Consider the following 12,548-nt stretch of genomic DNA (forward strand, 5'->3'; position numbering starts at 1 on the left):
TTCGTACGTCCAGGGTCAGCCATCGCCGCCATCGTCCGACCGCCCTTGGCCTCCCCTCAACGCGTCGCCCGCCCGTACGCTGACGGAACCGCGACGGCAGACGGAGGGGCACCATGAACCACCCCACATCAGATCTCAGTACTGGCGAGCGAATTCGGGTCCTACGCGAGTCACGAGGCATGACCCGGCATGTCCTGGCGGAGATGTGCGGCCGGGGTCCGGACTGGCTGAAGAAGATCGAGACCGGCGAACGCGAGCTGCGCTCGCACACCCTGCTGCTCAACCTTGCTGCCGCGCTTCAGGTATCCGATCTATCGGTTATCACCGGCACCGAGACCGGTCCCGCGCAGCCGGTACCGCTCGGCCGCCTTTCGCACCCGGTCATGCCGGACATCTGGGCTGCGGTCATGACGCGGAGCCTCGCGGCCCCTGCCGCCGGGCCCATCTCCCCGGCTGTGCTTCAGGGCCGGGCGGATCAGACGTGGCGGCTGTGGCACACCTCCGCCCGGAACCGAACCGAAGTCGGAGCGCTATTGCCGTCGCTGATTCGCGACGGCGAAACCGCCGTGCGCACGCTCGACGGCGACGACCGCCGAGCCGCCCTGGTCGCGCTGTCCGACATCTACCGCCTGACCGGGCAGGCCACCGCGTACATCGCCCCGGCCGAACTCGCGTGGGTAGTCGCCGACCGCGCGCTGTCGGCTGCACAGGATGCCGATCAGCCCGCGGCCATAGCGGCGAGCGCCTGGAACATGGGCAACATCCTGCGGGAAACCAGCTACCCGGAGGAGGCGTTGCGCGTCGTCGACGAGGCTGCCGACCTGATCCGCCCCCACCTCGACGGCGCACCGGACGACTGGCGGGGCATCTACGGAGCCCTCCAGCTTCACGCCGCGGTGACGGCTGCGCGCGAAGGGCGGGAGGGCGACGCCTGGCGGTACTGGGGGAAGGGCGACCAAGTCGCGAAGTCGCTACCAACCAGCTACGTGCATCCGTCCACGGTCTTCGGCCGAGCGAACGTCGACTTCCACGCGGTGTCGGTCGGCGTCGACTTGCGGACGGCCGGACGCGCGCTCGGCGTCGCTGACGACCTCGACCCGGACGTCATGCCGTCCCGCGAACGACGTGCTCGTCTCTGGGTAGAGGTTGCCCGTGGGCACCTCCAGCGCGGGGACCGCACCGCAGCGCTCCACGTCATGAAGATCGCGCACGAGATCGGAGCCGAGACCGTCGCCTTCACCCCGTCCGCCCGCACGGTCACATCGGACCTGTGGCGTACCGCCCCGCGGGCCCTCCGCGGCGAGGCAAGCCGCCTTGCCGCCGCCGTCGGCGTCGCCACTGGGTAAGGGGGACACTCTGTGACAGGGGGACAGTTTGTCCCCCTACCTGCTCCACAAGCCCTCTACCGTGATCGCCCCACCAACCGGTCGATGTAGGGGGCTCCCGCATGTCCGTCACGTCCTGGCACGCCTCACCGCAGCGCGCCGCGATGCCGCACAGCAATCCGAGTACGGGCGAGGTACCGCTTGTCCTGTCCCAGGCGGAGGCCGAAACGCTCCGCGACACCCTGACCGCGCTGCTCAGCGGCCCTTCCCTCGTGGTGGCGTGATGTCGTCGATGACGATCAAGGTGTACGAGGTCGACCGGTACGGCCGGACGCGCATCGTCCGGCCGACGGCCGAAGTTGTGCCGCTCAAGCACCCGCCGGTGACGGATGACTACCCGGCCTGTGAGTGTGATCGGTGCAGTGGTCGCCGCCCGGCCGGGCCAACGGCGGCATTGGCGGGTGTGTCCCGGTGACGCGGTCCACCGTGCAGGGGCCGATGACCGAGCTGCCCCACCACAGTGTTCCCGAGGCTCCCGAACCGGTCGGCGGTTGCGACGTCTGCGCCGCCCTGGCCGACCAGCGGGAGGCGGCACAGCAGGCAAGTGACCTTTCGCGGGTGGTGGACTGCAACGTGGAAATGCGCAGGCACCCGCACACGCCCCGCCGAGGGCGGCGATGACGGTTCGGGCCAGGTACCGGTTCGCGGTACACGGCATCGGCACCGCACCCCGCTCCCGGCTACTGATGACGGCACGGTGCCTCACCCCGGACTGTGCATGGACGCTGGCCCCGACCGACGACGAAGACGCAGGCAACGCGGCCTGCTTGACACATGCCGGGCTGAACCCCGGCCACGACGAGTACGCCCGCGGGTGGTCCGACGTGGCCCAGGTCCGACGGCTGGAGGCGCTGTGACCGAGGAACTGGCGGATGCGGCGCGTGGTGTCGTGGACGGTGCCGCCGCGGCCCTGGCCGCCGAGGTAGCTGCGGCACGGTCCCCGGACGCACGTGAACGGTACGCGGTAATGGCGGCCGAGCCCACCGAGATACGCGTCAGCCGACTGTGTGCCGTGGCTGCGCGTACCTTCGTGGCCGAGGCGCATCGGGGCTGCCAACTGCCTGACTGCGAATGCCCGTGCCACTGACCCGCATGTGTCCTGTCCTCGATGTAGAGGCCCGCTGTCCGCGGCAGGGCCCGGTAGGTACGGCTGTGCGGCATGCCGGTACGAAATCACCGCCGAGGCTTGGCAGCTGCACCGGCAGTTGCTCGCCGAACTCGCCGCGGACGAGGGGGGATTCTTCGCTCGGGTGCGGGACCGCACAGCCCGCATCCGTGCGCTTGAGCCCGCCTGGCGGCAACCGTGACCGCCGGCAAGTCCACCGAGGAGAAGCGCAATGCCGCAGAAACAGGAGCCGGAGCCGACACCGAAGCCGGAGCCGACGCCCTTGCCGGAGCCGACCGGGTGCATCGGGTGCGGAGTGCCGCCGCCCGGCCGCTGCATGGACCCGGCCAACCACCAACTACGCAGGTGACGGATGTGTCAGGCAATGGCAGCAGCACACCCCGGCGGGACGTGGGCGACGGCGACCGGAACGCAGAACACCGCGGACGGCCGTGGTGCCCTGTTCATGATCGAGAACTCGTGACCTTGGGCAGGGCATTGACCATTTGCGCGTACACCGGTAACTCGGCGTCGAGGTGCGTCCGCCCCGCCTGATTGCCGGGCCTTTGGCGAGGCGCGTCGTGCGTCCTGAGACGTACGGCGCGCGCCATGCTCCGCGGTGTCGTCGACAGGCGGATTCCCCCTCACCGAAAGGGTTCTTCATGCCGTCCCCGCCCCCTGGCCACCCCATGACCGCGTACGCGCTGATCACCAATCCGGGTGGCGACCTGCTGATCGTCCACCCAGCCAAGGGCGGACCGTGGCAGCTGCCCGGCGGCATCGTCGAGCAGGGCGAATCCCCCGTCGACGCCGTTCGCCGGGAAGGACGGGAAGAGCTCGGCCTCGGTCTCGACATACGGGAACGTGACCTGCTCGCCGTCGAGTGGCTGCAAGCCACCCGCCCTGGTCGTCGTGACCGGCTGGCGTTCCTGTTCGCTGGTCCCGTGCTCCGCCTGGCCGACACAGACCGCATCACCTTGCAGCGCGACGAACTTGACGCCTGGTGCTGGGCCACCCGCGCCGACGCGGAATCAATGCTGCACCCCGCAATAGCCGCGCGCATCGTCGGGCCTCTCCAGACTCCCGGCGGCGCGGTCTACCGTGAAATCAGAATCAGACAAGAATGGACGTTATGACCACGACCGACTTCCCCGCCCGAAGGTTGCGTATCGGTACCCGCAGTTCCCCGCTCGCCATCGCTCAAGTCGACTTGGTGTCGGGCCTGCTCCGCAAGATCGAGCCCGACCTCGACATCGAGGTCGTACCGGTCACCACCGAGGCGGACACGTGGCAGGGCGACCTGGCCCAGCTTGGCGGGAAAGGCTTATTCGTCCGCGAAATCGACCAGATGTTGCAGCGCGGACAGGTCGACATGGCCGTGCACTGCATGAAGGACGTCCCCGGCGACGTGCCAATGCCGCGCGGTCTGATCTTCGCCGCCTACCTCCCGCGCGACGACGTGCGCGACGTCCTGGTCGTACCCGAGGGGTCCGACGTGCAGACCCTTGCCGACCTCCCGCCCGGCGCCTCCGTCGCCACCTCGGCCGTGCGCCGCAAGGCTCAGATTAACCGCGCGCGCCCCGACCTCCACGTTGTACGCATCCGCGGCCTGGTCGGTACGCGAATCGACAAGCTCGACGGCCGCAAGCCCATGGACCACAAACTGGATGCGATGGTTCTCGCCCGAGCCGGACTCGAACGACTCGACCTCAGCCACCGGGCCCGGCAGATGTTCGACGTCGCCGAGATGCTGCCCGCCGTCGGCGCGGGGGCGCTCGGCCTCGAATGCCGGAAGGACGACGACCCGGTTGCCTACCTGCTCCGGCAACTCAACCACGAACGCACAATGACCGAAATCACCGCCGAGCGGGTCATGCTGCACGGCCTGCGGGGGCACTGCAATTCGCCGATCGCCGGGCACTGCATCACGGAACCCGACGGGCAACTGAGTCTCCGCGGCATGGTCTTCTCGCGCGACGGCAGCAAGTTCGTTCACGCACACTTCTGGGGCGAGTCCATGAACGATCCGGGCGTACTCGGCTCGCGTGTCTGCGCCGAGCTGCTGCGGCAGGGAGCCCGCGACATCATCGAGGGCATCCCACACTGACACCCGCTCCTCGGCGAACGGGAGCGGCACGGAAACTTGCCTCGGAAGCGGGCAGCCCGCGCAGTAGAGTTGGCGGCCCCGCAGGTTCAACCTGCGGGGCCGTTCGTTCCTCCGCAACTCAGCGGCGCAATGCTTTATACACAGTGTTCGTGGTCACAGTGAGCATTACGGCACGATACAGACACCCGGGTGCCGCATACATGTACCATAATCCGCATGATTATCCAGCCTCGGCCCTTCGATCACGCCGATGCCGTCAAGCTCAACGACCAGGTGCAGCAGGAGTACGCGGAGCGGTACGGCGACGGTGAGGGCGATCTCACACACCTCGACCCGTCGATGTTCGAGCCGCCGCACGGTCTGTACCTGCTCGCCTACGACGCGCAGGGCCGCCCCGTCGCCACCGGCGGCTGGCGGTCCCAGGAGCGGAACGACGAGGGCTACGCCGACGGCGACGCCGAGCTCAAGCGGATGTTCGTGATCCCCGAGGGACGCGGCCAGGGGCTCGCCCGCCGCATACTCGCCGCCCTGGAGGCCGACGCACGCGCGGCGGGCCGGACCCGCATGGTGCTGGAGACCGGCGACCAGCAGCCGGAGGCCGTGGAGCTGTACACGTCCAGCGGCTACACCGTGTGCGACAAGTTCGGCTACTACCGCAACCACGACAGCAGCATCTGCATGGCCAAGCCGCTGCACTGAGGGCCCGCCGCCCCTGCTCCCCAGGTCGTCGGAGAACCCTGGCGACGGCCGTCAGGGAACCCTGGCGACGCCCACGTAGAAACCGCTGCGCTCCCGCACCGGGGCCGGCTCCTCCCGGTACCACTCGGTGGCGAACACCAGCCCCGGTTCGACGAGGTCCAGCCCCTCGAAGAAGGGCTCGACCTCGCTCCGGGTGCGCATCCGCAGCGGAATCGCCCCCTCCTTGTACGCGGTCTCGGTCGCCCGCCTCAGCTCGGGATGCTGGTCGGCGGTCCCGTGCGAGAGCACCAGGAAACTGCCCGACGGCAGCGCGTCGACCAGGGCGCGGGCAATTCCGTACGGGTCCTGGTCATCGGGCAGGAAATGCAGCAGCGCGATCAACGACAGCGCCACGGGCCGGCCGAAGTCCAGCAGCTCACGGGCGCGTTCGAGGATCGTCCCCGGCTCCCGCACATCTGCGTGGATGTAGTCGGTGGCGCCCTCCGGACTGCTGACCAACAGGGCCTCCGCGTGCCGCAGGACGATCGGGTCGTTGTCCGCGTAGACGATCCGGGCACTCGGCGTGACGGCCTGCACGACCTGGTGCAGATTGGGCTCGGTGGGAATGCCGGTCCCGATGTCCAGGAACTGGTCGACGCCATTCTTCGCCAGCCAGGTGGAGGCCCGAAGCATGAACGCCCGGTTCCGCGCCGCGTTGCCCCGCGCCGCCTCGGGCAGCGTCTCCCCGACCTGCTGGTCGACGGGATAGTTGTCCTTCCCGCCCAGGAGCCAGTCGTAGACCCGCGCGGGATGGGGCCTGCTGGTGTCGATGCGGGAGCTGGGTATACCGGCAGTCACAGGGGCTCTCCTCCGTACAGCAGATCACGAGCAGCTGAGTACCCGGCTGAGCGCGGGAAGACCGTCCCCCGGCAGAACCCCACGGAATCGAGCCGGCTGGGCAAGCGTAACCGCCGTCCGGCCGACGGACGCGCCGAGCCGGTCCGGCGAGGACCCGGAGCCCGGTGGCCGGGCCGCGCGGCCGACCGGCGATCCGGCGCTCGCCGTGCCTCAGTCGACGCCGCTCAGGCACACGCGGCTGATGCGGTCGTCGACCCGCGCCACGGCGACCTCAAGAGTGTTCAGGCCGCCTCCGCAGGGCGCGCACACCACGCCTTCGCGGACGTCGGCGAGCGAGTCCGGCCGCCAACAGGCCGACGAGCACCCCGTCGCTGATGACGAGGAGCGGACACCGGAGCCGTACTCGCGCAGAACCCACCGGGCGTCCCCGTTGCGGCCGATGTCCGCACGCGTCCCGTCCCGGCCCATGCCATGGCGTCGTTCCCGCATGTGCGGACGGCAGCTTGACGATCCGTCAGAGGGACGAGCCAGAACCCATGACAACGGCATCTTCGGGCATCACCTCGAACAGGCTCCACGAACGCCGAAATCCCGCCCGATCAATCAGATCGGACGGGATCTCGTGAACTCTCCCTGAGCCAACTCAAGAAGAGTTGTTGTTGTGGACCTGAGGGGATTTGAACCCCTGACCCCCTCGATGCGAACGAGGTGCGCTACCAGACTGCGCCACAGGCCCTTGCAACGAGTGAAACTCTAGCATCCCCACAAGGGTGCTCGGAAATCCGTTCCGCGCTGGTCAGCCGAACCGGCGTCGCAGCGGGGAACGGCGGGCTCACTCGTTGGCGGCACGGGGGCGGTCGCCGTCCTCGTACTGGTCGAACAGCGGGGTCCGGCCCCGGTCGCGGGTGCGGCGGGACGAGCCGGTGCGCCGGCGCGGCTCCGGTTCCGCGGCGGGCTCCGTGGGGTGCGAGGTGCCCGTGCGGGTGGGGTCGGCGGTGCTGGAACGGGCCGCACTCCAGGTCTCCGGATTGCTCACCTCGACGCCGCCCGTGACACGCGGGGCGACCGGGGCGGTGACGTACGTGGGCAGCGGCACCGGGACCGGCTCCCAGCTGTCGCCCTGGGCGGGGCCGCGCTGGCGCTGCTGGTCGACCCATTCCGCGTGGTCCGTCTGCTCGACCAGGGCGCGGCGGCCCGCCTCCTGCGGGGAGATCGCGGGCGCGGGCTCCGGCTCGGGGCCGCGCGCCTCGGGTTCGTCCTCGGGCTCGGCGGGGGCCGTCTCGGCGGGCTGCTGCCTGCGGGTACGGCTCTCGCGCAGCTGCCGGGCCGCCGCCTCGGCCCGGCGACGGTCCATGGTGAAGGCGAACCGGCGCCGCTCCTGGGCCCGCAGGTGCACGATGTACACACTCAGCAGCACCGCGGGGACCCCGGGCGCCCAGAGGAACGCGAGGCCGCCGACCGCGGCGACGATCGCGCCGAGGGTGAAGGCGAGGAAGAGGACGACGGTGGTGCGCCGACGACGGGCGAGGACCTGGAGGCGCTGCGCGCGCCGGACCCGCTCGGCGTCCGTGCGCCCGGCGTTCTGGCGCGCGCGCCGGGCGGATCCGGGACGCTGCCGGTCCGCGCGCTCCGCCGGGCGCGCCGGATCGTGCACCCGGGCCCCGGTATGCGCCTCGGGCGCGGCGAAAGCCCGGACGTCCACGGAATCCATGCGGTCCGTGGCGGCGTCCGGGTCGACGTCGGAGTCGGGTCCGGCCTCCTCGGCGGTGCGCCCGCGCAGGCCCTTGGCGTACCGGCGCTCCATGGCCGCCCGTCCGGACAGCAACCGGATGGCGGTGCTGAAGCGTTCCGTGGGACGGGCTTCGTTCAGCTCGTCCTGCCTGCGGAGCCACATCGGTACCAAGTAGGCGGCCCATGCCCCGACGATGACTGCGTAAATCAGGCCGCTGCTGCTCACATCTCACACCGTAGAGGGGTTTGCGCGGGCGCATCCGCCAATTGGCTCGGTGTGTCGCACGATCCAGCTGATATCAAGGGCTTTTTTTGCGATTGTTCGGGTCGAACATGACCATTTATGCCTCTTTTTGCAAGCCCATGACCCTTGGTTTCCGAACGGTTATTCGATTTCATTCTTCGGTGGTGTCCGACCGGAGTCACCGGGTGATTCCGGTTCCCGTGTTGACGTCGAGGAATCCGGCGGCTGAGGTGGCTCGAATGATTCGGTCGGCTCCGGGCGTACCGGGGCCGCGGGGGCCCCGGCCGCTTCCGTCGCCTCCGGCGCGCCGGGAGCCTGTGCCGTGCCGGGAGCCTGTGCCGTGCCGGGAGCCTGTGCCGTGCCGGGGGTCCGCGGCGCCTCGGCCCTCATGCGGTGCCACCGGCGCAGCAGCCCGTCGGGGACTTCCTCCGCGGTGAGCGCGTAGATCAGGTGGTCCCGCCAGGCGCCGTCGATGTGGAGGTAGCGCGGGCGCAGCCCCTCCTCGCGGAATCCCAGCTTCTCGACGACCCGTCTGCTGGGCCGGTTCTCCGGGCGGATGCACACCTCGATGCGATGCAGTCCGATCCGGCGGAAGCAGTGGTCGACGGCAAGGGCGACCGCGGTCGGCATCACGCCGCGGCCGGCCACGTCCCGGTCGACCCAGTAGCCGACGTGCCCCGAGCACATCGACCCCCAGGTGATCCCGGCGACGGTGAGCTGGCCGACCAGACGTCCCCGGTACTCGATGGCGAACGGCAGCATGCGGCCCGCGTTCGCCTCGGCACGCAGGTGGCGGACCATCTGACGGTAGGTGGGGCGCCGGCCCGTCGGTGCGCCCGGCGCGGGCGGCGGCACGGTCGCCTCCCAGGGGCGCAGCCAGTCGCGGTTGCGCTGATTGACCTCGCGCCACATGCGCTGATCGCGCATCCTCACCGGGCGGAGGGTGATCTCGCCGTCGGTGAGGACCACCGGCCAGGTCGGGACGTTCAGCTCGGGCTCCCGGGTCGGGGGTGGTCGCCGCCGCGCACCTGGTCGACGGCGTGCACCAGCAGGCGTTCGAGTACGGCGAGGCCGTCGCGCACCCCGCCGGTCGAACCGGGCAGGTTCACGATGAGCGTGCCGCCCGCGACCCCGGCGAGGCCGCGGGAGAGCGCGGCGGTGGGCACCTTGTCACGGCCCTCGGCCCGGATCGCCTCGGCGATGCCGGGGATCTCCCGGTCGAGAATCCGGCGGGTGGCGTCGGGGGTGCGGTCGGTGGGCGAGATGCCCGTGCCACCGGTGGTGACGATCACGTCGTACCCGGCGGTGACGCCCTCGCGCAGGGCCTGTTCGACCGGGTCGCCGTCGGGCACCACCCGGGGTCCGTCGACGGAGAAGCCGAGCGCGGCAAGTCCTTCGGCGACGAGTGGCCCGCCCCGGTCTGCGTAGACACCGGCCGCGGCACGGTTGGAGGCGGTGACGACGAGGGCGGCGTACGGGGCGGTCGGGGACCCGCCGGTCTCGGTCCCGTGTGCCGGTCCCGTATCGCCCGGGGCGCCGGTCGTTCCCGGGGGCGGCGTCATGCCCGCGCTCCGTCCGCGTCGGCGCGCCGGTAGTCGCCGGACGCGCCGCCCGACTTCTCCTCGACCCGGACGTCCGTGACGACCGCCGCCTTGTCGACCGCCTTGACCATGTCGATCACGGTGAGCGCGGCGACGGAGACGGCGGTCAGGGCCTCCATCTCGACGCCGGTGCGATCGGTGGTCCGCACGGTGGCGGTGATCTCCACCGCGTCGTCGGCGACGACCAGGTCGACCTCGACGCCGGAGAGGGCCAGCGGGTGGCAGAGCGGGATCAGGTCGGGGGTGCGCTTGGCCCCCATGATCCCGGCGATGCGGGCGGTCGCGAGGGCGTCGCCCTTGGGGACGCCCTCGCCGCGGAGCAGTTCGACGACGCGGGGCGAGACGAGGACCCGGCCGCAGGCCCGGGCCGCCCGCGCGGTGACGTCCTTCCCGGAGACGTCGACCATCCGGGCCGCGCCCGCCTCGTCGATATGCGTCAGCCTGTTCTGCGTACTCAACTCACTCCGCCTCGCGGGTAGGGCGCCGGTTGCCCGCGCGGCCCGCACCGGGTGCGGCCGGGGGCCCGGGGGTGTCCCCGGGAAGGCACAGCGGCGAACACCGTACCGCCACCGCCCGGGTATCAGCGGAGCAGGACCACCTCGATGTCGGCGCCGGGCTCGGCGGAGGTGACGTCCTCGGGCAGCACGATCAGCGCGTCCGCCCTGGCGAGCGCGCCGATCAGATGCGAGCCGGAGCCGCCGACGGGGCTGACGGTACCCGCCTCGGCGTCGTACGTGCCGCGCAGGAACTGGCGCCGTCCGGCCGGTGACGTCAGTGCCTCGTCGACGTCCAGCGCGGCCCTGACGGTGGGGCGGTGCAGGTCCGCCAGGCCCATCAGGGCACGGATCGCGGGCCGGACGAACAACTCGAAGGAGACGTACGCCGAGACGGGGTTGCCCGGGAGCGCCAGCAGCGGCGTGCGGTCCGGGCCGATCGTGCCGAAGCCCTGCGGTTTGCCGGGCTGCATGGCGAGCTTGCGGAAGTCGACGCCGCCGGGCTCGTCCGCGTCGCCCACCGACGACAGGGCCTCCTTGACGACGTCGTACGCGCCGACGCTGACGCCCCCGGTGGTGACGACGAGGTCGGCACGGATCAGCTGGTCCTCGATCGTCGCGCGGAGCGTGTCCGGGTCGTCGGTGACGGCGCCGACGCGGTAGGCGATCGCCCCGGCGTCCCGGGCGGCGGCCGTCAGCGCGAAGCTGTTGGAGTCGTAGATCCGGCCGCCGGTCAACTCCTCGCCCGGCTGGGCAAGTTCGCTCCCGGTCGAGACGACGACGACGCGCGGCCGGGGCCGCACCTTCACCGTCGAGCGGCCGATCGCGGCGAGCAGCCCGATCTGCGGCGGACCGATCACCGACCCGGCGCTCAGCGCCAGATCCCCCGGCTTGACGTCGCTGCCGCGCGCCCGGACATGGGCACGGGCCTCGACGGGGCGGTGGACGCGGACCTCGCCGCCCGCGCCCTCCGGCGCGTCGCGGTGGGGGCGCATGGTGTCGGCGGGCCCGCCGCCCGTGCCGCCGTCGGTCCACTCGACCGGGACCACCGCGTCGGCCCCGGCCGGCAGCGGGGCACCGGTCATGATCCGGGCCGCCTCCCCCGGGCCGACGCTCCGGTCGCCGGGCAGTCCGTCGCTGCCCGCCGCGACGTCACCGATGACGGTGAGCACGGCGGGGAACTCCTCGTTCGCGGCCCCGACATCGGCGACGCGGACCGCGTACCCGTCCATCGAGCTGTTGTCGAAGGGCGGCAGGGCGATCTGCACGAAGACGTCCTCGACGAGGACGCAGCTCTGGGCGTCGTGCAATTGCAGCTCGATGGGTTCGAGCGGGCGCACCGCGCCGAGAATGTCGTCAAGGTGCTCGTCCACCGACCACATCGTGCTGCTCAAGGTGCTACAACTCCTCGGTGACGTAACTGCGCAGCCATGACCTGAAGTCCGGACCCAGATCCTCACGTTCGCATGCGAGTCTGACAATGGCACGGAGGTAGTCGCTCCGGTCGCCGGTGTCGTAGCGGCGCCCCTTGAAGACGACGCCGTGCACCGGGCCGCCGACCTCCTCGTCCTCGGCGAGGAGCTGAAGGGCGTCGGTGAGCTGGATCTCGCCGCCGCGGCCCGGCTCGGTCCTGCGCAGTATCTCGAAGACGGCGGGGTCCAGGACGTAGCGGCCGATGATGGCGAGGTTGCTGGGCGCCTCTCCCGGCTCGGGCTTCTCGACAAGGCCGGTGACCCGCACCACGTCGCCGTCGGCGGCGGGCTCGACGGCCGCGCAGCCGTACATGTGGATCTGTTCCGGCGCGACCTCCATGAGCGCGACGACGCTGCCGCCCTCGCGTTCCTGGACCTCGACCATGCGGGACAGCAGCGGGTCGCGCGGGTCGATCAGGTCGTCGCCGAGGAGGACCGCGAACGGCTGGTCGCCGACGTGCGGGGCCGCGCACAGCACCGCATGGCCGAGGCCGCGCGGGTCGCCCTGCCGGACGTAGTGCATGGTGGCCAGGTCGCTCGACTCCTGGACCTTCCGCAGCCGGTCGGCGTCCCCCTTGCGGGTGAGGGCGGACTCCAGCTCGTAATTGCGGTCGAAGTGGTCCTCCAGGGGGCGCTTGTTCCGGCCGGTGATCATCAGGACGTCGGAGAGGCCGGCGGCCACCGCCTCCTCGACGACGTACTGGATCGCGGGCTTGTCGACGACAGGCAGCATTTCCTTGGGAGTGGCCTTGGTGGCCGGAAGGAAACGGGTACCGAGCCCTGCGGCCGGGATGACGGCCTTGCTGATCCTGCGGTGCGACATAGTCATGCGCAGAACGATAACCGGCACCCGTGGGCGGAAGATGAGGGTCC

At 71.0% G+C, this 12,548-nt stretch carries 13 protein-coding genes, 1 tRNA gene and 1 pseudogene; 6 read left to right on the forward strand and 9 right to left on the reverse strand.

Translation table 11 applies throughout. The features are described 5' to 3' along the window. The first annotated feature begins 113 nt into the window (after positions 1–113). From ACFC79_RS12125 to ACFC79_RS12150, 6 genes are all read left to right on the forward strand, one after another. Positions 114–1,346: a multiprotein-bridging factor 1 family protein gene (locus ACFC79_RS12125; RefSeq protein ID WP_376238542.1), complete on the forward strand. Its 1,233-nt coding sequence runs from the start codon at positions 114–116 to the stop codon at positions 1,344–1,346. Positions 1,347–1,447: 101 nt separating this feature from the next. Then, complete coding sequence (locus ACFC79_RS12130) at positions 1,448–1,609, forward strand: hypothetical protein (RefSeq protein WP_376238544.1); 162 nt, start codon at positions 1,448–1,450, stop codon at positions 1,607–1,609. Positions 1,610–2,002: 393 nt separating this feature from the next. Beyond that, complete coding sequence (locus tag ACFC79_RS12135) at positions 2,003–2,242, forward strand: hypothetical protein (protein WP_376238545.1); 240 nt, start codon at positions 2,003–2,005, stop codon at positions 2,240–2,242. Positions 2,243–3,179: 937 nt separating this feature from the next. Beyond that, positions 3,180–3,626: an NUDIX domain-containing protein gene (locus ACFC79_RS12140; RefSeq protein WP_376238547.1), complete on the forward strand. Its 447-nt coding sequence runs from the start codon at positions 3,180–3,182 to the stop codon at positions 3,624–3,626. Further along, entirely contained in the window at positions 3,623–4,597 is a 975-nt protein-coding gene (hemC, locus tag ACFC79_RS12145; RefSeq protein ID WP_376238550.1) for a hydroxymethylbilane synthase, read from the forward strand. Before ACFC79_RS12140 ends, hemC begins: the two co-directional genes overlap by 4 nt. A gap of 216 nt (positions 4,598–4,813) precedes the next feature. After that, positions 4,814–5,296 carry a GNAT family N-acetyltransferase gene (locus ACFC79_RS12150; RefSeq protein ID WP_376238551.1) on the forward strand — a complete coding sequence of 161 codons (483 nt, stop codon included), beginning with the start codon at positions 4,814–4,816 and terminating at the stop codon, positions 5,294–5,296. A 51-nt stretch (positions 5,297–5,347) separates the two neighbouring features. Here ACFC79_RS12150 and ACFC79_RS12155 read toward each other — a convergent pair whose 3' ends face one another. From ACFC79_RS12155 to galU, 9 genes and pseudogenes are all read right to left on the reverse strand, one after another. Beyond that, on the reverse strand, positions 5,348–6,133 hold the full coding sequence (locus tag ACFC79_RS12155; protein ID WP_376238553.1) for an SAM-dependent methyltransferase: 786 nt from the start codon (positions 6,131–6,133) through the stop codon (positions 5,348–5,350). A gap of 210 nt (positions 6,134–6,343) precedes the next feature. Further along, entirely contained in the window at positions 6,344–6,622 is a 279-nt protein-coding gene (locus ACFC79_RS12160) for a hypothetical protein (protein WP_376238555.1), read from the reverse strand. Positions 6,623–6,795: 173 nt separating this feature from the next. Then, positions 6,796–6,869: transfer RNA gene (locus ACFC79_RS12165), tRNA-Ala, on the reverse strand. 96 nt (positions 6,870–6,965) lie between these two features. Then, positions 6,966–8,090 carry a gephyrin-like molybdotransferase receptor GlpR gene (gene glpR, locus ACFC79_RS12170; RefSeq protein WP_376238558.1) on the reverse strand — a complete coding sequence of 375 codons (1,125 nt, stop codon included), beginning with the start codon at positions 8,088–8,090 and terminating at the stop codon, positions 6,966–6,968. Positions 8,091–8,462: 372 nt separating this feature from the next. Next, positions 8,463–9,077: pseudogene (locus ACFC79_RS12175) on the reverse strand (GNAT family N-acetyltransferase); the annotation flags it as partial. Positions 9,078–9,094: 17 nt separating this feature from the next. Then, positions 9,095–9,670: a molybdenum cofactor biosynthesis protein B gene (locus ACFC79_RS12180; RefSeq protein WP_376238560.1), complete on the reverse strand. Its 576-nt coding sequence runs from the start codon at positions 9,668–9,670 to the stop codon at positions 9,095–9,097. Further along, positions 9,667–10,167 carry a cyclic pyranopterin monophosphate synthase MoaC gene (gene moaC / locus ACFC79_RS12185; RefSeq protein ID WP_376238563.1) on the reverse strand — a complete coding sequence of 167 codons (501 nt, stop codon included), beginning with the start codon at positions 10,165–10,167 and terminating at the stop codon, positions 9,667–9,669. Before moaC ends, ACFC79_RS12180 begins: the two co-directional genes overlap by 4 nt. 122 nt (positions 10,168–10,289) lie before the next feature. Then, entirely contained in the window at positions 10,290–11,597 is a 1,308-nt protein-coding gene (gene glp, locus ACFC79_RS12190; RefSeq protein WP_376238566.1) for a gephyrin-like molybdotransferase Glp, read from the reverse strand. Between the two features lie 4 nt (positions 11,598–11,601). Continuing rightward, positions 11,602–12,504, reverse strand: a complete 903-nt coding sequence (gene galU, locus ACFC79_RS12195) for a UTP--glucose-1-phosphate uridylyltransferase GalU (protein WP_376238568.1) — start codon at positions 12,502–12,504, stop codon at positions 11,602–11,604. Positions 12,505–12,548: the final 44 nt, after the last annotated feature.

The sequence above is a fragment of the Streptomyces sp. NPDC056061 genome, from assembly GCF_042266885.1.
Classification (GTDB): domain Bacteria; phylum Actinomycetota; class Actinomycetes; order Streptomycetales; family Streptomycetaceae; genus Streptomyces.

Coding starts and splice junctions, on each gene's coding strand:
- ACFC79_RS12125 (WP_376238542.1), top strand. CDS start 114: ATGAACCACCCCACATCAGATCTCAGTACTGGCGAGCGAATTCGGGTC.
- galU (WP_376238568.1), bottom strand. CDS start 12,504: ATGACTATGTCGCACCGCAGGATCAGCAAGGCCGTCATCCCGGCCGCA.
- hemC (WP_376238550.1), top strand. CDS start 3,623: ATGACCACGACCGACTTCCCCGCCCGAAGGTTGCGTATCGGTACCCGC.
- ACFC79_RS12180 (WP_376238560.1), bottom strand. CDS start 9,670: ATGACGCCGCCCCCGGGAACGACCGGCGCCCCGGGCGATACGGGACCG.
- ACFC79_RS12130 (WP_376238544.1), top strand. CDS start 1,448: ATGTCCGTCACGTCCTGGCACGCCTCACCGCAGCGCGCCGCGATGCCG.
- ACFC79_RS12160 (WP_376238555.1), bottom strand. CDS start 6,622: ATGCGGGAACGACGCCATGGCATGGGCCGGGACGGGACGCGTGCGGAC.
- ACFC79_RS12135 (WP_376238545.1), top strand. CDS start 2,003: ATGACGGTTCGGGCCAGGTACCGGTTCGCGGTACACGGCATCGGCACC.
- ACFC79_RS12150 (WP_376238551.1), top strand. CDS start 4,814: ATGATTATCCAGCCTCGGCCCTTCGATCACGCCGATGCCGTCAAGCTC.
- ACFC79_RS12140 (WP_376238547.1), top strand. CDS start 3,180: ATGACCGCGTACGCGCTGATCACCAATCCGGGTGGCGACCTGCTGATC.